The organism is Confluentibacter sediminis, assembly GCF_003258355.1.
In the GTDB taxonomy this organism is placed as follows: Bacteria; Bacteroidota; Bacteroidia; order Flavobacteriales; family Flavobacteriaceae; genus Confluentibacter; species Confluentibacter sediminis.
In genome coordinates, this window is the sequence record NZ_QKPO01000023.1 from 16,801 (window position 1) to 41,584 (window position 24,784).

Annotated in this window: 17 protein-coding genes; 12 read left to right on the forward strand and 5 right to left on the reverse strand. The window is 31.2% G+C overall.

Annotation, left to right across the window (positions count from 1 at the left end; all coding sequences use genetic code 11):
* Positions 1–3 precede the first annotated feature (3 nt).
* Positions 4–780: a membrane metalloprotease gene (locus tag DKT72_RS16710; RefSeq protein ID WP_111309892.1), complete on the reverse strand. Its 777-nt coding sequence runs from the start codon at positions 778–780 to the stop codon at positions 4–6.
* 224 nt (positions 781–1,004) lie between these two features.
* On the opposite strand from DKT72_RS16710, the gene DKT72_RS16715 reads away from it, so the two are divergent.
* The 6 genes from DKT72_RS16715 (at position 1,005) to DKT72_RS16740 (ending at position 8,998) form a co-directional block, all read left to right on the forward strand.
* Positions 1,005–2,021: a DUF6588 family protein gene (locus DKT72_RS16715; RefSeq protein ID WP_111309893.1), complete on the forward strand. Its 1,017-nt coding sequence runs from the start codon at positions 1,005–1,007 to the stop codon at positions 2,019–2,021.
* 240 nt (positions 2,022–2,261) lie between these two features.
* Complete coding sequence (gene mdh, locus DKT72_RS16720) at positions 2,262–3,182, forward strand: malate dehydrogenase (protein WP_111309894.1); 921 nt, start codon at positions 2,262–2,264, stop codon at positions 3,180–3,182.
* A gap of 112 nt (positions 3,183–3,294) precedes the next feature.
* Positions 3,295–3,924 (forward strand): hypothetical protein, encoded by a 630-nt coding sequence (locus tag DKT72_RS16725; protein WP_111309895.1) that lies wholly within the window; start codon positions 3,295–3,297, stop codon positions 3,922–3,924.
* Between the two features lie 163 nt (positions 3,925–4,087).
* Entirely contained in the window at positions 4,088–7,075 is a 2,988-nt protein-coding gene (secDF, locus tag DKT72_RS16730) for a protein translocase subunit SecDF (RefSeq protein ID WP_111309896.1), read from the forward strand.
* A 176-nt stretch (positions 7,076–7,251) separates the two neighbouring features.
* Positions 7,252–8,547 (forward strand): phosphoribosylamine--glycine ligase, encoded by a 1,296-nt coding sequence (locus DKT72_RS16735; protein WP_111309897.1) that lies wholly within the window; start codon positions 7,252–7,254, stop codon positions 8,545–8,547.
* 4 nt (positions 8,548–8,551) lie between these two features.
* Positions 8,552–8,998 carry a GNAT family N-acetyltransferase gene (locus DKT72_RS16740; protein WP_111309898.1) on the forward strand — a complete coding sequence of 149 codons (447 nt, stop codon included), beginning with the start codon at positions 8,552–8,554 and terminating at the stop codon, positions 8,996–8,998.
* On the opposite strand, the gene DKT72_RS16745 is transcribed toward DKT72_RS16740, so the two are convergent.
* The 4 genes from DKT72_RS16745 to DKT72_RS16760 form a co-directional block, all read right to left on the reverse strand.
* Positions 8,995–10,044: a nucleoid-associated protein gene (locus DKT72_RS16745; protein ID WP_111309899.1), complete on the reverse strand. Its 1,050-nt coding sequence runs from the start codon at positions 10,042–10,044 to the stop codon at positions 8,995–8,997. The two genes, DKT72_RS16740 and DKT72_RS16745, sit on opposite strands and share 4 nt — an antisense overlap.
* A gap of 325 nt (positions 10,045–10,369) precedes the next feature.
* Complete coding sequence (locus DKT72_RS16750; protein WP_111309900.1) at positions 10,370–12,802, reverse strand: ribonuclease HII; 2,433 nt, start codon at positions 12,800–12,802, stop codon at positions 10,370–10,372.
* Between the two features lie 89 nt (positions 12,803–12,891).
* A complete protein-coding gene (gene rnhB, locus DKT72_RS16755; protein WP_111309901.1) occupies positions 12,892–13,491 on the reverse strand; it encodes a ribonuclease HII in 600 nt (199 codons plus the stop codon).
* A 12-nt stretch (positions 13,492–13,503) separates the two neighbouring features.
* Positions 13,504–14,094 (reverse strand): RNA polymerase sigma factor, encoded by a 591-nt coding sequence (locus tag DKT72_RS16760; protein ID WP_111309902.1) that lies wholly within the window; start codon positions 14,092–14,094, stop codon positions 13,504–13,506.
* A gap of 106 nt (positions 14,095–14,200) precedes the next feature.
* On the opposite strand from DKT72_RS16760, the gene DKT72_RS16765 reads away from it, so the two are divergent.
* The 6 genes from DKT72_RS16765 to DKT72_RS16790 form a co-directional block, all read left to right on the forward strand.
* On the forward strand, positions 14,201–15,373 hold the full coding sequence (locus DKT72_RS16765) for a FecR family protein (RefSeq protein ID WP_111309903.1): 1,173 nt from the start codon (positions 14,201–14,203) through the stop codon (positions 15,371–15,373).
* A gap of 182 nt (positions 15,374–15,555) precedes the next feature.
* Positions 15,556–19,137 (forward strand): SusC/RagA family TonB-linked outer membrane protein, encoded by a 3,582-nt coding sequence (locus tag DKT72_RS16770; RefSeq protein WP_162623349.1) that lies wholly within the window; start codon positions 15,556–15,558, stop codon positions 19,135–19,137.
* Positions 19,138–19,141: 4 nt separating this feature from the next.
* The gene (locus tag DKT72_RS16775) at positions 19,142–20,575 is read left to right on the forward strand and encodes a RagB/SusD family nutrient uptake outer membrane protein (protein ID WP_111309905.1); all 1,434 of its coding nucleotides are present in this window, start codon (positions 19,142–19,144) and stop codon (positions 20,573–20,575) included.
* Positions 20,576–20,593: 18 nt separating this feature from the next.
* Positions 20,594–21,541: a substrate import-associated zinc metallohydrolase lipoprotein gene (locus DKT72_RS16780; RefSeq protein WP_111309906.1), complete on the forward strand. Its 948-nt coding sequence runs from the start codon at positions 20,594–20,596 to the stop codon at positions 21,539–21,541.
* A 50-nt stretch (positions 21,542–21,591) separates the two neighbouring features.
* Positions 21,592–22,911 carry a DUF4302 domain-containing protein gene (locus tag DKT72_RS16785; protein ID WP_111309907.1) on the forward strand — a complete coding sequence of 440 codons (1,320 nt, stop codon included), beginning with the start codon at positions 21,592–21,594 and terminating at the stop codon, positions 22,909–22,911.
* A gap of 358 nt (positions 22,912–23,269) precedes the next feature.
* On the forward strand, positions 23,270–24,784 hold a 1,515-nt coding region (locus tag DKT72_RS16790), incomplete at its 3' end, for a putative porin (RefSeq protein WP_111309908.1).

The following is a 24,784-nucleotide window of genomic DNA, read 5'->3' on the forward strand; positions in this document are numbered from 1 at the left end:
AATTTACTTCCCGCCATTAGCCTGTAAATCAGCAAGGCATTGTGCGTCTAATTGCGGAGGGGAGTTCATATTAATCGTATTAGAAAAACTAGAGTAAGTTCCAGAATTCCAATACATTAAACAGTTTTTTACATTGCAGTGTTTAGGGTGTTCTGTGTCTTCGTGCTGTGTTTGCTGGGCAGAACCAAAATTTGTAAGCCCTAATATATGTCCAAATTCATGAGTGATTACAGTCGTTTCTAATAAGCTTCGTGTTGGCTGAAATCGGTTGTTACTGTACTTGTGAAGCGTTTCTTCGTAAATAACAAAGGATGTATTTCTGTAAGCAGTTCCCAAAACAACAGACGTTCCATCATCTTTATCAGATTTTCCATCTGTAAAAAACACCCATATGGCAAGTTGTTCTTTATCATTATATTTTGTTCTGTTAGCATCTTCAATATCTGCAATTTCTTGTATGGTATATTCTTTATCTCCAAGAGAAGGAATGCCTCTTTTTTCAACGGTTACGCCCTTTGGTTTGTAGCTTCTAGCATTGATGAAATTTATAAAATTATTAATAGAAGTAGAGGTTGGTTCAAAGCCTTCTACGTAAACCAGTTCAATAAGGATACTTTTAAATTTAGAATCAGAAAGAATATCGTTCGCAGAACTTCCTGTGGTCTGTTTATTGGCAATTTTATTTATTCCGTTTGAATAATCACCGCTTACATCATCTTTACTACAAGATTGAAGTATCACTAACACTAATACTAATCTTATTAAAACTGTGTATCTCATCCTTGATGTTTTATCAGGTTACTAAACTAGTGACTTTTATTAAATATTGTTTGTTTTAAATTGTTAATCATTTTTATAGCGATTAATCAATTAAAATTCCTATTCATTTCTTTGTCTTCAGTAGTTGATTAATGTTATAATATCGATTAAATACAAATTTTTTAGATAAAATGTTGTTTCTTGTAGTTTTTTATATATATTTGTATATCCAAATTTATTAAAGAATGAAAAAAATAGCTTTACTTATCGTATTTTGTATAGCAACTATTTCTTCAAAGGCTCAAAATGATTTAGATGCCTTACTTGCTGCGGGTATAGATGATGCACAGCGTTTTGCTAATGATTATTTAGCACCAGGAACCAATGGCTTAATGTATAGCATGAATGCTAACTGGTTTAATACGGCAGATGCTAAACCTCTAGGCGGTTTTGAAATATCAATTATAGCCAATGCTGCACAAGTAAAAAGCGAGAACAAGACATTTTTAATGAATACGGATTTGTACAATAATGTAGAATTTGTTCAGGGTCCAAACTCACAAATGGTTTCTACGGCATTAGGGGAAAACAATCCAGACATCAATGTTTTGATAACCTACGATGATCCTGTATTTGGACAACAAACAGAACAAATTACCTTACCAAGTGGTATTGGTTCAGAAAATATAAATTTATTACCAACAGCATATATTCAGGGAGCTCTTGGACTAATGAAAGGTATTGAATTGAAGGCCCGATTTGTACCTAAAATAAAAACCGATGACGTATCATTGAGTATGTATGGTGCTGGCGTGCAATTTGAGGTTACCAAATGGTTGCCTGCAGATAAATTGTTACCAGTAGCAATATCTGGCTTAGTGGCTTATAGTCATTTAGATGGTTCTTATGATTTAACTGATTCTTCTGGTATAGATGGTGATAATCAACGTTTAGAAAACGATACCAATACATGGTTATTTCAATTAATTGCTTCCACAAAACTACCTGTAATAAATTTTTATGGTGGTATTGGATATATTAAAGGAAAATCCGAATCAGATTTGTTAGGAACTTATAGAGTGTCCAATGGTATTATAACATCTGATCCCATTGTCGATCCATTTTCAGTTTCCAGCGAAGTGTCTGGTGTAAGGGGTACCATTGGTACTAAACTGAAACTTGGTTTTTTTAGATTAAATGCAGAATATCATGTAGCCGAATTCAATACTTTTTCAGCGGGTATAAATTTCGGATTTAGATAAAAATATTAAAGAGTCATAATTTGATTGTTTGAATTAGTTTATTTTTAGTTATTAGTTGGATGTTTTAAAAGTGCAGGATTTAATCTTGCACTTTTTTTATTAAGAACATTTTAATTTATATTTTTGTGCTACATAATTTTACACATTCAGAACCAAACAAAAATCATATTTTAGGTTAATAAAAATCCTCAATTTTGATTAAAATATTATATACAATAAACCTTTTTAAAATAAAAACTTATGAAAATTACAGTAGTTGGAGCAGGAGCCGTAGGTGCTAGTTGTGCGGAATATATAGCTATTAAAGATTTCGCTTCTGAAGTCGTATTATTAGACATTAAAGAAGGCTATGCCGAAGGTAAAGCCATGGATTTAATGCAAACGGCATCATTAAACGGGTTTGATACCAAAATTACAGGTATTACCAATGATTATAGTAAAACAGCAGATAGTGACGTTTGTATTATTACTTCTGGTATTCCTCGTAAACCAGGAATGACTCGAGAAGAATTAATAGGTATTAATGCAGGTATTGTTAAAACCGTATCCTCTAGCCTAATACAATATTCTCCGAATACTATTATAATTGTTGTAAGTAACCCAATGGATACTATGACGTATCTAGTTCATAAATCAACTAATTTACCTAAAAATAGAATTATAGGTATGGGTGGTGCTTTAGACTCTGCACGTTTTAAATACAGATTAGCCGAAGCTATTGGAGGCCCAATTAGTGATGTTGATGGTATGGTTATTGGTGGCCATAGCGATACAGGTATGATTCCTTTAACACGTTTAGCCACAAGAAATGGAGTGCCAGTTTCTGAGTTTTTATCAGAAGAAAGATTAAACCAAGTATTGGAAGATACTAAAGTTGGAGGTGCCACGCTTACTAAATTATTAGGTACATCTGCTTGGTATGCACCGGGTGCTGCAGTATCTGGAATGGTTCAGGCTATTGCTTGTGATACTAAAAAAGTATTCCCTTGTTCAGCATTATTGGAAGGTGAGTATGGATTTAACGATATTTGTCTTGGTGTGCCAGTTATATTAGGCAAAAATGGTATTGAAGACATTATAGATATCAAACTTAATGATGCAGAAATCGCTACTATGAAAGAAAGTGCTAAAGGCGTAAAAGCTGTAAACGATCTATTATAAATATAAGTATTTAAAGTACGTTTTATTAATAAGTGCCTAAAGTTGTATGTTAACTGCAATTTTAGGCACTTTTAACTTTTAACTTTTAACTTTTAAATTATATATTTGGCTCATGAAATTGAGATGGTGCCTTTTATTTATTATAATTGCCTTAATTGGTATTGCCAGTCAGCAGGAAGTTTGTTTACCAAATCAGGAAATCGTTTTACGGTTTACCAATGATAAAGTAACCTCAGACGAAGCTCAAAATGCCATTGCTATTGTAAAAGAGCAATTGATAGGTATTGGAGCTAATAATATCCATGTCAAAGAATTTCAAGAAGAAGGACGCTTAAAAATCACTTATTATAGCGAAACAGATGTTGTAAGTATAAAAGAGCTGCTTTCTGAAGTAAATAATGATATAGAACTTGGTTATGTTTCTTCTAATCAAGATAAAAACCCATCTAAATCACCTTCGAAAAAAAACACAAATTCGTATGACATTGATGTTTTTGAAATCCAAAAACAGGATACAGGATCTGATTTAAATGGAAAATATGCATTAGAAATTAAGTCCGACAATCTTCGATTTTTTCTACCAAATCTATTAGTATCTATTGATGACATAGGTTTTATTACTATTGATAATACTTTAAAGGAAACCTATAAATTCAGAAAAGATAGTGCGATTGCCATAGATAATACTTCACATAAAATCCCAGATGGTAGAGCAGGACCAAATGCGGGAGGATTAATTTAAAATTTGGCTGGTTAAACGAATACGCAGCTGTTTTTAAAATTAGCTTTTATTATATATGTAAAAGCTTTATTACTAATTTATAATCATAAAAAATAATTGTCAAATCATCGGTAAATTCTATATTTGCTCGTTTTAAAAAATTTGACCAAAAACTATATAAATAATGCAAAATAAAGGACTAGTAAAATTGTTTGCAATTTTGTTTGGTTTGGTAAGTATTTACCAACTATCATTCACATTTAAAGCAAACCAAATAGAGAATAAAGCTAAAGAGGTTGCTATTAGTAAAATTCCTGATACTGAAGCAGACTACAGGGAAAAAAGAAGTAACGATGAAGCAAGTTATTTAGAATCTATTGCTAAAGACACTGTGTTTAATATGGGTATTGCAAAATACACATATAACGAGGTTAAGGAAAAAGCAATGAATCTTGGATTGGATTTAAAGGGAGGGATTAACGTCATTCTGCAAATATCAGTAAAGGATATATTAAAAGGATTGGCAAATAACACTAAAAATCCTCTGTTTAACAAAGCTTTAGACGATGCCACTAATCTTCAAAAAAATAGTCAGAATACCTATTTGGATGATTTCTTTATCTCTTTTGATAAAATAAAAGGGGATACCAAATTAGCATCTCCAGATATTTTTTATACTAAAGCATTGGACGGTGAAATTGATGGAAGCATGACCGATGACCAAGTAAAAAAAGTCATTGCTACCAAAATAGATGAGTCCATTACGTCTGCTTTTGAAGTATTGCGTAAACGTATTGATGAATTTGGGGTCACATCTCCAAATATCCAACGTTTAGGTAGTTCTGGACGTATTTTAGTTGAATTGCCAGGAGTTAAAGATGTGGAGCGTGCTTCGACATTATTACAAAGTACAGCACAATTAGAATTTTGGGATGCTTATAAAGGCGAACAATTTTTACCATTTATACAACAAGCTAATGAGGTTTTAAAAGAGATTGTTGATGTAAAAGAAAAAAATACTGAAGTTGAAAATCAAGACGAAGAAAATGCTCAAGATGCTAAAATTGATGATCTTTTAGGAGAAACCAGTGTAGATTCTACAGCGACGGCGTCAAACAATCCATTAATTGATTTATGGAGAGGAACCGGTTATCAAGGAGGTCCTGTTGTTGGAAGATTTGAAATTAAAGATAAAGAGACAGTTCTAAACTATTTGAACATGCCTCAAGTGAGAGCATTGCTTCCGGCAGAGCAACGCTATGTGAAATTTGTTTTTGGTAAACCAGAAGCGAATAGTGAGATTGTAGATTTATATGCACTTGCAGGAAATAGAGAAAATGTGCCACAATTAAGTGGAGCTGTTGTTGTGGATGCTAGACAAGATTATGGGCCAACAGGTAAACCAGCCGTCTCCATGCAAATGAATGCTAAAGGTGCTAAGATTTGGGAAGAAATGACTGGGAAGGCATTTTCAGAAGGTAGCCAAATAGCTATTGTTTTAGATAATGTGGTATATTCTGCGCCAGGTGTCACAACGGGACCTATTTCTGGTGGAAATTCTGAAATTTCAGGAAACTTTACATTAAATGAAGCGATAGACTTAGCGAATGTATTACGTGCCGGTAAATTACCAGCGCATGCAGACATTATTTCGAGTGAAGTAGTAGGGCCATCTTTAGGGCAAGAAGCTATTGATAGTGGTACGATGTCATTCATAATAGCTTTGGTTTTAGTATTGGTATGGATGATTGTTTATTATGGTAAAGTTGGTGGTTTTGCAGATATTGCCATGATGTTAAACATCTTATTGATTTTTGGTGTTTTATCCGGACTTGGAGCAGTACTAACATTACCTGGTATAGCAGGTATTGTACTTACCATAGGGATGTCGGTTGATGCTAACGTTATTATTTTTGAGCGTATTCGCGAAGAAATAGCCAAGGGTAAAGGACAAAAAGAAGCCATTCAAGATGGGTTTAGTAATGCCTTATCATCAATCTTAGATGCTAATATAACAACAGGTTTAACTGCCTTGATATTATTTGTTTTTGGAACAGGTCCTATTAAAGGATTTGCCACAACCTTATTGATAGGTATTTTAACATCGTTATTTACGGCTATTTTTATAACAAGATTATTGATTGATTGGTATGTTAATAAAGGAGGTAAACTGCAATTTTCAACCGCACTTACAAAAAACCTTTTCAGAAATATAAATATTCAGTTTTTAAGAAAACGCAAAGTAGCTTACATCGTTTCAGGAACATTTATTCTAATAAGTTTAGGATCATTATTTACTAATGGTTTAGACCAAGGCGTAGATTTTGTTGGAGGAAGAACTTATAAAGTGCGTTTTGCACAAGATGTGAACGCCACTGAAATCACCGGTAAATTAGTTGATGAATTTGGTAGTGCCGATGCTAAAATAGCAGGAGATGCCAACCAATTAAAAATTACCACTAAGTATAAAGTCAATGAATCTAGTGCTGAAGTGGATGAAGAAATAAGAATGAAACTTTATAATGCATTACAGCCTTATTTAGATGGAGTTTCTTATGAGGATTTTGTAGATTATTCCAATGTTAATAAAGAAGTTGGTATGATGGAACAATTCAAAGTAAGTCCTACCATTGCAGATGATATTAAGCAAGCTTCTTTCTGGGCTATTTTAGGGTCATTAATTGTCGTGTTCCTTTATATTTTATTACGTTTCAAAAAATGGCAATTCTCACTGGGTGCTGTATTGGCTGTATTCCACGACGTACTGATAACCTTAGGGGTGTTCTCATTAACCTATAAGTTTATGCCTTTTGGTATGGAAATAGACCAGGCATTTATTGCAGCCATTTTAACGGTAATTGGTTATTCGTTAAATGATACGGTAATTGTGTTTGATAGGGTAAGAGAATATCTTGCTGAACATACAACATGGAACTTTGAAAAAGTAGTAGATGTATCGTTAAGTAGTACTTTAGGAAGAACCTTAAATACATCATCCACAACATTGGTTGTATTATTGGCTATTTTTATTTTTGGTGGAGAATCTATTAGAGGATTTATGTTTGCATTGATTGTTGGTATCGTTGTAGGTACCTATTCATCGCTATTTATAGCAACGCCATTAATGTACGATTCCATTAGTAAAGCTGAAAAGAAAAAAATAAAAAGCTAGTTATATAGTTTTATATCCTTTATAAAGCCTATCAGCGAAAGTTGATAGGTTTTTTTTGTCAATATAAAAATTTAGTATATTAAATGAATAATGGTAGCGTTATTTATATACATTCGCATAAAATTACAACGCTAAATTGTATTCAAATTTATGAATAATATAAGTCTTTTTTTCAAGTGAAAACAAAGCAAACTTCTGGTAAAAAATTCCTTTTCATCTCAAGATGGGGTGAATCTTTAGATATAGCATATACAACCTTATTGGAAGGAAATGAGGTTAAATTATTTATAGAAGACAAATCTTCTAGAGAAATAGGTCTTGGTTTTGTGAAAAAGGTCACCAAGTGGGAAGAACATATTGATTGGGCAGATGTCATTATTTTTGACTATACAGGATATGGTAATATAGCAACACAATTAAGAGCTGCAGGCAAATTGGTTGTTGGTGGAACTGAATATACAGATAACCTTGAACTTGATAGAAATTTTGGACAAGACGAGTTGCGGAAGCATAAGATAAAAGTTTTACCATCAAAAGAATTTGTGTCATTTAAAGACGCCATAAATTATATTGAACAGAACCCCAACTCTTATGTATTGAAGCCATGTGGCGAAACTCAAGAATTAAAACAGTTATTATTTGTTGGAAGTGATGATGAAGGTCTGGATGTTATTAGGGTTTTAAAGGCCTATGAAAAATCTTGGGGCGATAATTTTGGTAATTTTCAGTTACAACGAAAAGTGAAAGGGGTAGAAATCTCCATAGCTGCTTTTTTCAATGGAGAAGAATTTATTTATCCTATTAATATCACTTTTGAACATAAAAAATTATTTCCAAAAGAATTAGGGGTTTCCACAGGTGAAATGGGAACCAGTATGTTTTGGACAAAAGATTCCCCCATATTTGAAGCCACTCTTTTAAAGTTTCAAAATACCTTAGCAAAACATGGTTTTATTGGGCATATTGATATTAACTGTATTGTAAATGGAAATGGTATTTATCCGTTAGAGTTTACATCCCGCTTTGGTTATCCACAGATATTTATCCAAAGATCTGGTATTATCGAACCTATTGGGGAGCTATTTTATAAGTTAGCTTCTAAGCAAAAGTTTAAAATTAATGTTAGGAAAGGATTTCAAGTAGGTGCTTTTATTGTCGTGCCACCTTTTCCTTTTGATGATAAAAAAGCTTTCAGACTTTTTTCTAAAGATGCCGTTGTTGTTTTTAAAAAGAATGGAAAAGAAGGTGTTCATCCTATGCATTTAAAGAAGATTAACGATGAGTGGTTAATAACAGGAAATATAGGAATTGCAGTTTTAGTGACAGGAATAGGCACGACTATGAAAGATGCCCAAAAAATGATGTATAATAGAATTAGTAACATCATTATTAATAATAGCTATTACAGAACAGATATTGGTGATCGATGGACCGAAGATTCAGATAAATTATGGTCCTGGGGATTGTTATAAGTATATGAATTTTAAAGAAGCAACAACACACGATCAATTTTTTAATATACTCCCTAAAGATTGGCAAGATAGTATTTTGCCATTTTGGGAGTTGTATAAAAATTCTACTAAATGTTATTTACTTTTGGAAGGTGAAAAACCAATAGCAGGAGGCTTAGTGTTTTCAGAATGTCCACCAGATATGTTATATGCTAAAGAAGAAGCTAAGATATGGTTCGAAAAAGGTTATCTTTATTTAGGTTTTATTTATGTATTGGAAGACAAAAGAGGGCAAAATTTGGGTTCTCTTTGGTTATCAAATCTTAGAGATACACGTCCTAACCAAAAATATTGGCTAACCATAGAAGATTTTGAACTTCATAAATTTTATACAAAAAACGGATTTATAAAAGTAAAATCCTTGTTTAATAATGAAGATGAAGAAATTATTTATTGTTTTGAAGGTATTTAGGCTTCAACATTAAAAAATACCTTGTAATAATACATTTTCTTCTCCTCATCATAACCGCGTTCTAAATATTCACTGGAAGCATCAGGAGCATCAATATCTAATTTTATTTGAATATTGGTATCTAGCTTAATATCCGTTTTAATTTTCTTTTTTTCTTTATTTACAACAGCTTCGGCAACATCAAATTGATTTCGCATGACTATATTCTGTTCGCCTTCAAAAGTCTTTTTATAATCATCAAACAAGCTTTTATGTTTGTCTTCTTCAAAAATTTCATCCTTAAATCGTTCAATATTAACTATGTCATTTTCTTTAAAAAAATCAATGGTTTTAGCTAAAAACGTATTTTGTTCTTGGGCTCCATAGCTGGTTTTTAAAATTTCGGTTGAAAATTCTTTGCATAAAGCAATGTATTGTTGCGTATGGTTATTGGCATCATCTGCATATTTAATATTTAAAAACTGATGAATCCAATATTGTGCATCATAACTATTATTATCTATACTCAAAACAATAGGGCCTTCGGTATCTGTTTGATTTAAAATAAGACAGCCTTTATCAACTTTTTTAGAACTGATGCCTTTTTGCACCAAAACATCATAACTATTGTTCTCTAAGTAGGTTTGAAAAAAATCTACTTTAGTTTCAATTTTAAAAATGCCAAGGGCGTTCGTGGTTATTTCATTAAATTCGATACCTTCAAACATCACAACCAAAACATCACCGGTTTTAATATTTGCTGAAGTAGATTGCTCATATAAATGGGTAACGATATGTTTTGAAACATCTATAAACGCATCATCGTCATTAAAAATTTGTTTGCTATAGCTATTAATTTCGTTTAGATTAATATTTGCATGATGGTTAAAACGGTAACTTTGTACTAAACTACTAAAAGGACGTAATAAAAAAGGTAGCATTAAATTATAGCTAGCCTCATCAAAATCCACTATTTTTTCTGAAAAGGCATTCTTGGTATCATTGAATTTATTTCCAACTTTATGAATGAGGAATTTTGAAATAGAGGCATTTTTTCTAGTAATCATGTTATGTTTTTTAATAATGCAATAGTACTAATTTCGAAACAGAAACCCTATAAAAAAAGAACGCCAAAGTCGAAACTTTGACGTTCAAGATTTAGGGACTTGAGATTTGGTTGCCGTTATTTAGTTTCATAAAAAGAACCTTTACTTTTATAAACCATTTGATAAAGAGACACAAGGGTTATAAAAGAAAAACGTTAATAGGTAATAGAATCAAATGAATGCTTGATATTTCAGTTTATGTAAATGATAATAGCTTAGTAAATATATCAATTACTAATGAATAACCAGAATATTAAAAACAAATAAGATTATATTTTATTTATTTTTAATGTATTTCATACAGAATTATAGAGTTATTTTCACCTTTTACGACAAATTCTAAATTTCTATCTTTATCAATGGCATCAAGTGTTATAACTGAATTTCCGTAAACAGGAAAGTTTTGTATTAGTTCACCTTGGCTATCGTACAGATATACTTTATGCGATTGCAAGTCTGTAATGCTAACATATATTTTATCATTAATATAAAACAGTTTAGGTGCCGTATAACTGCCAAAATCTAATTCAATGGTTTTTCCTTTAATGTTTAGTTTGTTTTCACTTTGTGTTACCAATGTTTTGCTACTGGCGTCCATGTGATGTTTTTCGGTAAGATTAAGATTTAATGATGATATATTTCCATTAATATCAATGAATATTACCTCGCCATTTAAGCTTGTTGTTGTAAACTTTTCATCATAATAGAATACAGGTTCACTAGAAAAAGAGGTTGATGTTTTAGGTGTAACTCTAACTTTGCCAATTCTATCTAATATATAAAGCTTCTTTTCTGTTTTAAATATAATATAGTCTTTCCTTTTTATTCTGATATGTTGTGGCTGATTGATGATATTTTCATTTGCTGATTTAAATGTAAATCCATTTACCAATTTAGCATTCACATCGTACATTAATATGTTTTTTCCTTGGGTAACTAACAATCTGTAATTTTTGTTGTTATCATAATCAAAAACAGATAAAGGCTGTGTGATATTATCATTGAATATGCTTGGAAATGGTGCGACGTCTTTACCATTTCTATCTATGACATAAACGCGGTGTGGTGTTGCAAACGCCAATTGAAGTCGGCCATTTTTATAAATATCAATTTGCTCAATACTGCCTAAAACAGGACCTTCCAGCTGTTTTTTCCAGATAATTTTTCCTTTATTGGAAATTAAATAGAGATTGTTCTTAATATCTTGTACAACAATTTCTTTTTCTTTTGTAATGTGGTTGGTAACAAACTGTGGTGTGTTTAATAAATCGGTATCTAATTTTATATTCAATTCTTCAGAAATCGAATTTTCACTGGCTTTAATTTTTGTTTGTTTTATTATGGCATTAACATGGGCAAAATTAGTATCGTAAATAAATTGTATAGCCGAAGCATTATAATTACTTAACGGGGAAGTGATGGTCTCGTCAAGATTTTTTTCCAAAATATTTTTGAGAATGGTAGGATTGGCCAAAATCATTAATGAAGAAGCATCATTCAATTGTTTTTTGATGTCACTAAAATAAGATTGTTCACTCAATGTAGTTTTATTTTGATAATTAGCAATGATGCTGTGAAGCAATTCTGAATCATCAGCAAACACAAAAAAATTATCCAAAATACAATATTTTGTAGCCTTATTGAAGATGATTAATGGATTAAATGTTTTAGAAAATAAATCAGGTTTACTAAAACTATAAATATCTGTTTCCCTAAAAGTATCTAGACTATTCAATTCTCCCAACAATTCGTCTTTGGTGGAAATAATATCTAAAGAATTTAAAACAATGGCTCGCTTATTTTCTTCATAAATCACACCAACTTCAATAATATTATCAAAAAGAGATGTTGAATTTTTTAAAGAATCTTTTTTAGTAAAGGTCTGTAAATTGGTTTCTATATTTTCAAAAGTATTGAAAGTAAAACTCATAAAACCATCACTATTATTCGGTGTTATATTTTGTAGCTGATTTTCTTGCGGAATGGTATTCTTAAAAATATTAATTATACTATGAGACGAATCTAAAGCCTTGGTAATACCATTAATAAAAATTTGATTCTGGTTTATATCAACATCTACAGCTATGTAATTGGTAAAGGTTTTTAAAGGCAAACCAGTATCTAAAAAAAGCGATTTTACAAAGGGAGCATTGGATTTTATGATAACAGATAATGTTTTGTCGGAGGTTGTCGTGTTGTAAACTTTTTCTAATTCAGTATCTATATATTCTTTATCATAGGCAGCGTCAATAATGTCTTTAGATGAAGATACCATAAAAACACTATCAATAACAGCACTGTAAAACGTTTGATTTTTTAAGGTAGATTTTATTATTGTTTTGTTCTTATATGTTAAAACTTCTTCTTTATAGTTTTTTAATGAATCTGTTACAAATAGCTTTTTGCTGTATTTTGTAATAACAGTATGTTGAAGACTATCTGTTTTATCTTTTGAAAAACAAATTAAAACATCCCCATTAGGTTGTAAAAGAGATATGTGCTCTAGTTTTTCATCAAGATTTTTATAGACATTGGTATTTGAAAGAGTTTCAAAAAAAGGACTGTTATCTATACTGCTTTTTAAGCTTTCCATATGATTGGTTCTTAAAATAACAGAAGCATTTTCTGGGGCATAGTGGATAAGCTTAGTTCTATTTAAGTCTGCTTTGGTACAGCTAGTGATTAAAACAAGTAAGAAAGTAAAACAAAAAAATCTCATGAATAACTTAATTTATACAAACCTACATATTTTTCATTTTACTATTAAATAAAACAATAGGGAATATAAAAGCAATATTTTATAAAATACTAAAGATTAAGTTTTAATTGTTCGGGCAGAAGTCTGAACGATTTTCTGTGATATTTTGTAATGCCATATTTTTTTATAGCTTCTCGATGCTCAATGGTTGGATACCCCTTGTTTTGTTTCCAATTATACATAGGATATTCTTCGTGAATTGAATTCATATAAGCATCACGATACGTTTTTGCTAAAATGGAAGCAGCAGCAATACTCATATATTTTCCATCTCCTTTAACGATAGTTTCAAAAGGGATGTTATTATAAGGTTTAAATCTGTTGCCGTCAACAATTATAAATTCTGGGATTATTTTCAAAGTGGCAATAGCTTTGTGCATGGCTAGAATGGAAGCATTCAAAATGTTTATTTTATCAATGTCTTCTTGAAAAACATGAGCAACTTTAAAATCTAAAGCTTCAAGTTCTATAATAGGCTTAAGCAATTCTCTTTTTTTCTCACTTAATTGTTTAGAATCATTTAATATGGAATTTTCAAAAACAGGGGGGATTATAACAGCGGCAGCGGTCACAGGTCCCGCTAAACAACCGCGTCCAGCTTCGTCTGTGCCACATTCTAATTTAAAGTTGGAATGATTTAATAGTAACATGAAAGTATTGCTTTAGTAATTAAAAGCAATATGGTAAATTAAAAATAAAATACATCTCATTTTTAAATCTAGATTTTTTCTTATGATGTAAAAAGATTTAGTTATGTGATATTCAACAGTCTTAAGGGAAATACCTAAGAGTTCGGAAATCTCATTATTGGTAAGCCCATTTTTTTTACTTAATAAGAAAATGTTCTTGCATTTAGAGGGTAGTTGCTGAATTTCAACTTTTACCATTTCATTCAGTTGTTCGATATAAGAGCTATTATCATCACTGGTTATAAATAACAGGGTATCTATATGTTTTTTTTCTAAAGGAATTACATGTTTGTGTTTTCTATAGTGATCAATAAACTCATTGTAAACTAATTTGTAAAGATAGCTTTGAATTGAAAATTCTTCTTTCAAATGGCTACGTCTTTCCCAAACTTTAATAAAAACATTTTGGACTATATCTTCTGAAATTATTGGATCGTTTATCAATGAATCTGCATATACATAAAGTTTTTGATGAAACTTATCTACCAAATATGTAAAAGCAAATGCTTCTCCATTTTTTAATTTATTAATAAGTGTTTTGTTGGGTAGTGTTTTGTTATTCATAAAGATTTAACAGTTAAACATAAAATATTTCTAAAAATATAAAAAAAAGTTAAAAAAAGTTTAGGGTTTGGTGTTTTGTTTACGTATTAAGCAATATAACCATCACATGAATCAAATAGAACATTTAATAATTAAGTTTTTAACTCGTTCAATTTCTAAGAAAGAACTTGATGAATTAATTCAATTTTTGGAGAATTCTGAAAATGATGACGTTTTTGATGCTTATGTGAAAATAAACTATTCCATAAATTATAATATGACCAATCACAGCCCCGATAAAATCAAAGAAGAACTCCTTAATAGAATCAAAGCAGACAAGAGAACAAAAAAAAATATTCAGTACAAACAAATTTTTAAGTATGCCGCCATTTTAATATGCGTATTAAGTATTTCATATTACGCTTTTTATAATATTTCCAAAACAGCAGATCCAGTATTGGATATCGTTAAAGAGTTAGAGTCTGATGAAATTATTTTGAAATTGGAGAATGGCCAAGAAAAAGTTGTTAAAACTAATGAGTCAAAGAGTTTTAAAAACAAAAAAGGGTCAGTTTATGGGAAGCAAAAAAGTGACACTTTAGAGTATGTAGTAATTAAAGGAGTTAAGGACTTGGTGTATAACGAATTGATTGTTCCCTATGGCAAGCGATTTACAATTGTATTGTCTGATGGTACGACAATAGATTTAAATTCAGGAACTTATATCAAGTATCCCATACAGTTCATAGACGGTTTAAACAGAGAAGTTATTCTTAAAGGAGAAGCCTATTTTAATGTAGCACATAAAGATAAAGATAGATTTATAGTAAATATAGATGATTTGAATATTGAAGTTTTAGGAACTAAGTTTAATGTTTCATGTTATACAGAAGATAAAAAAATAGAAACAGCGCTTGTTGAAGGGGCGGTTAAGATTGAAAAAGAAAAATCCAAGATAAGTAAGCGGTTTTTGTTAAAACCTGGTCAGCTTGCTTCATATAATAAACTGTTTAATGAAATGGCTATAATAAATACAGATGTTACTTTTTATACAGATTGGAGATTTGGAGCTGTAAGGTTTAAGTCTGTGTCTTTTAATGATATTTTAAAAGAACTGGAACGTCATTTTGATGTGACTATTAAAAATGATTACAAGTATTTAGGGGAACAAATTTATACAGCTTCATTTTATGATGGAGAAAGTATAGAAAATATATTGAGTTATTTTAATGAAGATACTCAATTCATTTATTCAAAAAACAAAGATAATATTATCATAACTAATCCATTAATTAACTAAAAACAGAAGCATATGATTATAAAATGACTAAAAAAAACCGAAAGATGGTCGAGATCTTTCGGCGAGAAGTAAAATTGTAAAAAATCCTTTAAACAACTAATACAGATTTCAAAAGTATGAAAAAAATGAATCGTTGTAACCTTTTTGTGACGGAAAGGTTCAATTCAAAATTTAATTTAAAAATGAAACTACTTTCCTTATTTGCCATAGTTTCAATGTTTAGTGTACAAGCAAAAAGCTTTTCTCAGGATCAAAAAATAACTTTAAATGTTAATAACGTTCTTATTCAAGATGTTTTTAATGAAATTGAATCTATGTCAGAAATAAGGTTTTTGTATAATAACAGTAAACTAGATGCTGTAAAAAGAGTTACTATAAATGTAAAGGACCAATATGTTTCTGAAGTTTTAAAAACATTATTGGCAGGTACGGATATAGAGTTTGTAATTAAGAAAAAGTATATAATATTAAAATCTTCAGAAAACAAATTTGAGCAACAAAACAATCTAATTCAAAATTCTGTTAAAGGAATAGTGAGTTCATCTATTGATGGCTTACCGTTGCCGGGTGTTACTATATTAGTTAAAGGGACAAATATAGGAACACAAACAGGTTTTGACGGAGACTATTCAATAGCTGCATCTCCCGGGGAAACATTAGTTTTTTCATATATAGGATTTAAATCTATTGAAAAAACGGTGCCTTCAAACAGTGTGCTTAATGTGTCTATGGAAGAGGATGTTTCGTCCTTAGATGAAGTTATTGTAACAGGGTATCAAAAAATTAGTAGAAAGCTGTTTACAGGTTCTGCATCCACAATCAAACTTCAAGACGTTAAGTTAGATGGTGTTCCTGATGTAAGTAGAGCCTTGCAAGGTCAAGTGGCGGGAGTGGAAATAGAGAATGTTTCAGGAACATTTGGTACATCACCTGCGATAAGAATTAGAGGAAATTCTTCAATTAATGGCTTGAATAAACCTTTATGGGTTATTGATGGTGTAATTCTAGAGAACGCAGTCGACTTATCTAATACCGATATTACCTCTGGAAATTTAGAAACTATATTAAGTTCATCAACTGCCGGCATAAATCCAGAGGATGTAGAATCTTTTGAGGTTTTAAAAGATGCATCTGCGACAGCACTTTATGGAGCTAGGGCTTTAGATGGGGTCATAGTGATTACAACAAAGCGAGGGAAAACGGGTAAGCCTTCTATTAATTTTACCAGCAGTTTATCTGTAAAATCAAAACCCACTTACAATCAATTTAATTTTTTGAATTCAGGAAACGAAATGTCTGTTTATCAGGAATTATATGAAAAAGGATGGATAGATATAGCTGGTGCGAATACAGCTAGAAATCATGGCGTTTTTTCAGATATGCTTTATAAAATAGCAAATAACGAATTAAATTGGGGACCAGGAGGTTCTCCCAATTATGCCTATTTACAGCGTTATGCTGATGCGAATACAGATTGGTTTGATGTGCTGTTCAAGGAGTCTTTTGCAAGAACCAATAGTTTCAGTATTTCTTCAGGTACAGAAACATCAAGATATAGAGCTTCTATAAGTTCTTTGGTAGATGAAGGTCAAACTATTGCAGATAATGTTAAAAATTACACAGCAAATTTAAATGCCGATTTCGATTTATCTAAAGACTTTACTTTGGGTTTTAAAATTACAGGAAATGTGAGAGACCAAAAGGTGGCTGCTTCAGAGAACAGAAAATTTAATGCTATTACAGGTGTGTATGAAAGAAATTTTGATATCAATCCATTTAATTATGCATTATATACAAGTAGAAGTATTACCCCTTATGATGAAAATGGTGATTTACAGTTTTTAAGAAGAAACTATGCGCCATTCAATATTATACACGAGGTTGCACATAACTATGTAGATTTAGATTTAATGGATTTGTCGTTTCAAACAAATCTTAACTGGAAACTCACTAATAATTTAAATTTTACTACGGTTTTACAAGGTCGTTGGTATGAAAGTAATGCATTGCAAACTATACATGAAAACTCTAATAATGCAGAGGCTTACAGGGCAGATAACCCATTGATTGCGGGTAGCAATATTTTTCTTTTTGATGATCCAGATGCACCAGAATTATTACCTTATTCTGTTTTACCAACGGGTGGGTTTAGAAAAACAACAAAAAATTCATTAACGAATTACTATATGAGAAATCAATTTGATTACTCAAAAGTATTTAGTGATGTACATACAGTTTCAGCTTTACTGGCTCAAGAAATAACTTATTCCAACAGATCTTATGAAAAATATGATGGTTGGGGCTATTTATTCGATAAAGGAGGATTGGTTATAAGCGACCCTAATTTTATTAGATTTTTAGATAGTAGAGGAGAAGATTATTTTGGAGTAAACGATACCAGAGCTAGAGGATGGGGTGTTTTTACAAATTTAGCGTATGCATACAAGTCAAAATATATTATTAATGGCACCTATACTTATACAGGCGACAACAGAACGGGTAATTCTAAAGCAGCACGTTATTTGCCAACATGGAATATTAGTGGTGCTTGGAATATACATCAAGAATCTTTTATGGATAATGTCGATTGGGTAAACCAGTTGAGAATCAAATCTACTTATGGTTTGTCAGGAAAAAACCCCTATGATGCAAGTGCAGGTTTAATTTTATACGGAGCAGAACCTTTAAGACCAGATGCTTCAGAGCGTGAAGTTGCTTTATTGATAGATCAATTGGAAAACAGTGAGTTAACTTTTGAGAAGCTTTATGAGTGGAATATTGGTTTAGAAACTTATTTATTTAATAACCGTCTTGGTGTTGAATTAGAGTACTATAAAAGAACGTCTGAAGATTTGATAGGCTATGTTGAAACAAATGGAGTAGGTGGAGAAGGTACCAAATTAGGGAATATTGGGACTTTAAAGAGAGATGGTTATGAGATAACATTAAGAACAGTAAATTTAGTTTCTAATGATTTTAAATGGAGTTCGAATTTTAACTTTAGTCATTCTACAAGTAAAATTACGCAATGGGAATCGCAGGATCGTATTGGAGATGCTATAAGTAGAAATGGGGGGAACATAATAGGGTATTCAGCAGGATCTTTGTTTTCTGTGCCTTTTGCAGGTTTAGATTCAAATGGTATTCCAACTTTTTATGGTGAAGACGGTGAAATTATTTATTCACTTAATTTACAAGATAGAGAAGATATAACGAAACATTTAAAGTATGAAGGGCCAACAGAACCTACTTTTTTTGGAGGTTTTAACAATACAATAAGTTACAAAAATCTATCTTTTGATTTTGGTTTTTCTTATAGAGGTGGAAATAAAATCCGGTTAGATGATGCCTATAAATCGACATATGATGATTATAATTCCTTACCAGGAGATTTAATTAATAGATGGTCTCTTCCAGGTGACGAAAACATTACCAATATTCCTGCTATATTATCTGAAACTGTTAGTAATAGTTTAGATGCCGCAGGTTCAAATGCATATGAACTTTATAATAAAAGTGATCTACGAGTTGCCGATGGTGATTTTGTAAGACTTAAAAATATCAAGCTAACATATAGAATGCCTGAAAGTTTTATTCGTAACACCTGGTTAAAATCTGCTTCAATGAGTCTCTCAGCATATAATCTTTGGTTGCTATATTCAGATGATAAATTAAATGGTATTGATCCAGAGTTTTTCCAAACAGGAGGGGTTTCTCTCCCTTTAACAAGAAGCTACACTTTTACGCTTAATTTTAATTTTTAATACTATGAAAAAGAATTTAATGATATTATTAGGCTTTATTGTATTATTTGGATGCGATAATTACCTAGATGAAGTACCCGATAATAGACAAACTGCAACAACTTTAGATGATGTGTCAGAGTTATTGGTGTCTGCTTATTCGGAGGCTATATATAGCTTTGTAGAATGGAAATCAGATAATGCCACAGCCATTCCCGAAAATGATCAATACACTTGGATGACTGAAAACTATACATTTCAGCCTGTTGTATCTTATGAACAACAAGATACGCCAACTTATTTATGGGAAAATAATTATGCTGCTATAGCCCATTCCAACCAAGCTTTGGAGGCTTTAGGTGAAATTAAGGGAGGAGACGATTCTTATCGGAATGCTTTAAAAGGAGAAGCATTAATTACTAGAGCTTATAATCATTTTATGTTAGCTAGTGTTTTTTGTTTAAACTACAATGATGAAAATAAATCAAGTTTGGGCATTCCATATATAACAGAACCAGAAACACAGTTAAAAGTATTTTATGACCGTGGTACCCTTGAAGAAACCTTTAAATTAATAGAAGATGATATAAAGGAAGGGTTTCCTTTAATTTCTGATGAGTTTTATACAGGTTTGGGAAAATACCATTTCAATAAAAATGCCGCTATTGCCTTTGCATCTAGATTTTATTTGTTTAAAGGTGATTACGCAAAGTGTATAGAGTATTCGAATAAACTTTTAGGTTCTGGTGTTATAGGAACAACGTATGTAAGAGACATGGATGCTGTTTTTTCTGGTTCAGGGTCTGTTGCGATAGCTAATCAATTTATAGATGTTAATGATCCTACTAACTTATTGCTTGTAAGAAAAGAAACTTTAGCAGTTACGAGATATACAAGAGGATATCAGCCTAACACAGGAACTTTCAACGAAATTTATCTTTATGACAACCCACAGGGAAGCGATGATTTCAGACGTTTGGCATATGGTTATAGCTCATCTTCGGCTAGAAACCCACCTAAATATACAGAACTATTTAGATATACTACATCGACAACAGGCTTCCCTTATTTTATTATGCCAGAGTTACGCAGTGAAGAGGTTATATTAAATAGAATCGAAGCATACATTCAATTGGATAGATTACAAGATGCCATTAATGATTATAACGTAATGGCAACTTTAAGATATGATACTGGAGGGCAACTTACCATTACAGATGTGGTTGGGTACTATGGTGGTACAGAAAAAGAAGCTATGTTGAAGCTTGTTATAGGAGAACGCAGAAAGGAGTTTTTAAGAGAAGGTTTAAGGTGGTTTGATATAAAACGCTTTGATTTAGAAGTTACTCATATTGATGTATTGGGAAATGAGTATAACTTAACGGCTAAAGATTCGAGAAAAGCAGAACAAATTCCTTTAAAAGCAATCGCTAACGGAATCGAACCAAATCAAAGATAATTGAAAAATATTAAGAATATGAAAAATATAATAAAACATATAATACTATGCTTCGCAACTTTGTTGTTTATGCAATGCGACGGTAATGACCCCAACTTAGAGTATGTGGCACCAGAAAATCCAGATATATCTAGTGTTAACGATCAATACCTCTACAGTAATAATGGCCATAGTCTTTTCGAGTTGTACGGTACGGCTACACGCTGGAGATGGAATGATAACTATATAGATCCGACGCAACGCGCGACTCCTATAAAATCAGATTTTGTTATTCCAGCCACAAAGTTAATTAACCATTTATGGATTGGTTCTTATGCTGCATCAGGAACGTCTGCCGCTAATTTTATTAAAGAATTATTCCCTGCAGAGTTAGTTTATATTGGTTCTTATATTTACAAAGAAGATGGAACTATATTATTAGGATATGCCGAAGGTGGAGCCCGTGTTACAATTTTAAATCTAAATAGCTTAGATTATCAAGACAGAGATTGGATGACCCGTCCTGGAGGAGGTATATTAGCAACAGTGCATCATGAATTTTCTCATATCGTACATCAAAATTATGGCTTACCTGTAGGTTTTAATAAAATTTCAGACACCTATTTAGGTAATAACTGGAGTAATGGCGTTAGTAAGGAGGACGCGATAAAACTTGGTATGGTGCGAAATTATGGAACATTAAATGAATACGAAGATTTTTGTGAAATAATATCACATTTATTAGTTACAGATCCAGAGAGCTTTGAGGAAGATTTTATAGCTCAAGAAGATTGTACAACATATACAGATGCAGGAGACATTGTTAATTGTCAAGAGCTTAATGAAGGGCGTTTATTAATTAAGAAAAAAGTAGACCTTGTTGTAGAATATTATAAGAATTCTTTTAATGTAGATCTTTTAGCGGTAAGGGATTCATTGCAAGTTAGATTAAATAAAGTTATAGAAACTAACGAAATTCCAGATTAAGTAAAAGATGAGTTACTTTTTACTTAATTAGGTTAATAAAAATATAAATCATGAATAAGATTATAAAAATATTAGTATCGTCATTTCCGTTACTACTGCTTCTTTTAGCGATTAGTTGTTCAAATAATGATGTAGATCCTCTTTTTGATCAAACAATAAATGAACGAACAGATGCTCTTAAAACAGAGTATTTAAACGTGTTAACAGCTCCTGAAAATGGATGGAAAGGATATTATTCGCCAAACAAAAACTTTGGTGCATATACCATGCTTTTGAATTTTGATGAAAATGGTGGGGTTACAATAAAATCAGACTATCAATCTAATGAAGATGATATAACGTATAGGTTAGACAAAACATTAAAAATTGAATTGGTTTTTGAGACTTCATCGGTATTTAGCGACATATTTGCTTTGAATAATAATAATAATGATGGTGAATTTGTGTTTAATGTATTATCTGCAACCAGTGAAGAAATTGTTCTTGAAAGTAAATTGGACTATGGAGATGATGTGACGATTTTTAAATTGTATCCAGCAACTGCAGCCGATTTAGATTTAGATAATGTAAAAATGTCTGTAGAGAATATCGCGGGAGATGGTACCGAATCTGTTTTTAGAAATGTATTGTACAATGATGAGGTAATCGCAACATTTGATTTTAATGCAGCAACAAGGCTAACAACCGTTAGTTATCTAAAAGATGGGAAAATAGAATCGGTAAGTGGTCCAATAGCAATTACGGCAGATGGTTTTTATTTTATAACCCCTATAGATGTTAATGGTATTATATTAACAAGTTTTGTATATAATCAAACCGCAAATGAATATGAAAATACTTCTGAAAATTTAAGGATTATATATGACAATATACCGGGAGTGCCTACTAATGATGTTGATAATTTAGGAACATCAGGTTATGAAACATTTGCATATAGAGTAGAATGGGGTATTAGTTTATTGGAATCTTCTGGTTTTATAGCTTTACTAGAATCAATCAACCAATCAAATACATCTTTCACTATCGGTGCTTGGGAATATAATACAATACCAGATCAAGATGGTAATATTATAATATATATTGGAATGGATAGTGTGGCTACAGGAGCTAGATATTATGGAGCTTATAGTTTTGCTCAAAGGATAGAAAATAATAAATTGTATTTAACATATAATGGGACACTTAACGGAAATGCGGCTTATTTTGAACCTTTATTAGAACCACTTTTAGGTTTTTTTAAAAGCAGTGAAGGTTTATATTTTCAAAATGAAGGGTCATTTGTAACAGACACGAGTCAATATTCTAACTCGGCATCGACATTTACAAGTCTCGAGAATCCCCGTTTAAGGCTTTATGGACTTTGGTATTAATTAAATAAGGAAAAAATAATAGGCAATATAAAAGATCGGGCTAAATAATAATTTGCTTTATTAAGCATATAGATTTATGTAAACATTGGAACAAGGTTGTACCAAGATGAATTCCATGTCATCATTTGGTACAGCTTTGTTTTTTCAATTAAAATAGGTTTTAGTAGCATTAGCATGTAGGAGAATGAAAGATGATGTCACGGTCATGATTTTAGTTTTATAAACTTATTTTAATAGATTGTTGCTTTTTATAAAGAATATTTTGTTATTTCTGTTGCAGATTAATTCAAATTGATTTAAAATATTTACTGACACTTAACGTTCAAATAATTACTTTTGCTTCGGAAAAAATAAATTGATGATAAAAATATTTTTAGCATTCCTTACGGTGTTTTTCTATTATGGAGCATTTGCTCAAGATAAACCAAATCGTTCACTTAGAGGAGAAGGCATGAAGTCGCCCAGCGATACCCAGCGTAAATCAGATAAAGAAGTTGCTAAAATAACAGATTACCTCATTATTTCTCATGAAAACGATACAACTTATGTTGATACGACGTTAACCATAAGAAAGGATTATAAATTCAACTATTTAAGAAGAGACGACTTCGGACTTTTGCCTTTTTCAAATCTAGGGCAAACGTATAATAGTTTAACTTACGATTTTGAAAGTACCAGCTTAATGCCAAGTTTTGGGGCAAGAGCCAGACATTTTAATTATATGGAGGTAGAGGATATTAGTTATTATCGTGTTCCCACACCTTTAACCGAATTATTATATAAATCTGCATTCGAACAAGGACAGTTGGCAGACTCCTTTTTTACAGTAAACACATCGCCTCAATTCAATTTTTCAATAGCTTATAAAGGGTTACGTTCATTGGGTAAATATCAACATTTACTAACCAGTACAGGTAACTTTAGGTTTACGGCGAATTATCAAACAAAGAACAAGCGTTATTTTGTTAGAACCCATATTGTCACCCAAGATTTAATGAATCAAGAAAATGGAGGGTTAAAAGATGATAATGTGCCATATTTTGAAAGTGGTGATCCTGAATTTTTGGATCGGTCTATATTAGAAATGAATTTTGAAAATGCAGAAAACACTTTAGAGGGAAAAAGAGTTTATTTAGATCACAAGTATTATCTTTTAAATAAAAAAGATTCATTGTCAACAAATCAAATTAGTATAGGTCATATAATGTCTTTTGAAGATAAATTTTATCAATATGATCAATCTGCTGCGGTTACAAGTTTTTTTGGGTCAGCTTTTAAAACAACAGCATTCACAGATCGTGTTACACTAGAAAATTTTTATAATCAAGCTAATTTAAATTATAGCAATGATATTATTGGAGATTTACAATTCAATATTAGTAATACCAATTATAATTACGGATATGATAAAGTTGTAGTTTTAAATGGCAATACTATTACCAATAGATTAAAAGGCGATGTGTTTTCTGCAGGAGGAAAGTATCATAAAGCATTTCGGAAATTTGAATTCAATGGTGAATTAGGATTAAATGTAGCAGGAGATTTTGATGGTAATTATATAAAAGGAGAAGCTACGTTTAAACTTAATGAAGATGTATCGGCAACAGCGACCATAAATCACAACTCGAAAGCACCTAATTATAATTTACTATTGTACCAAAGTAATTATTTTAATTATAATTGGAGAAACAATTTTAATAATACTGAAACACAACAACTATCATTTCAGCTACAATCCAAAAAAATAGCAAATATTTCTGTAGACTATTCAACAATCACAGATTACACGTATTTTAAAAAGGACACAGACAATGCCATAAAAGGGTTTCAGGATAATAAAACGATATCGTATTTAAGGGTTAAATTGGGAAAA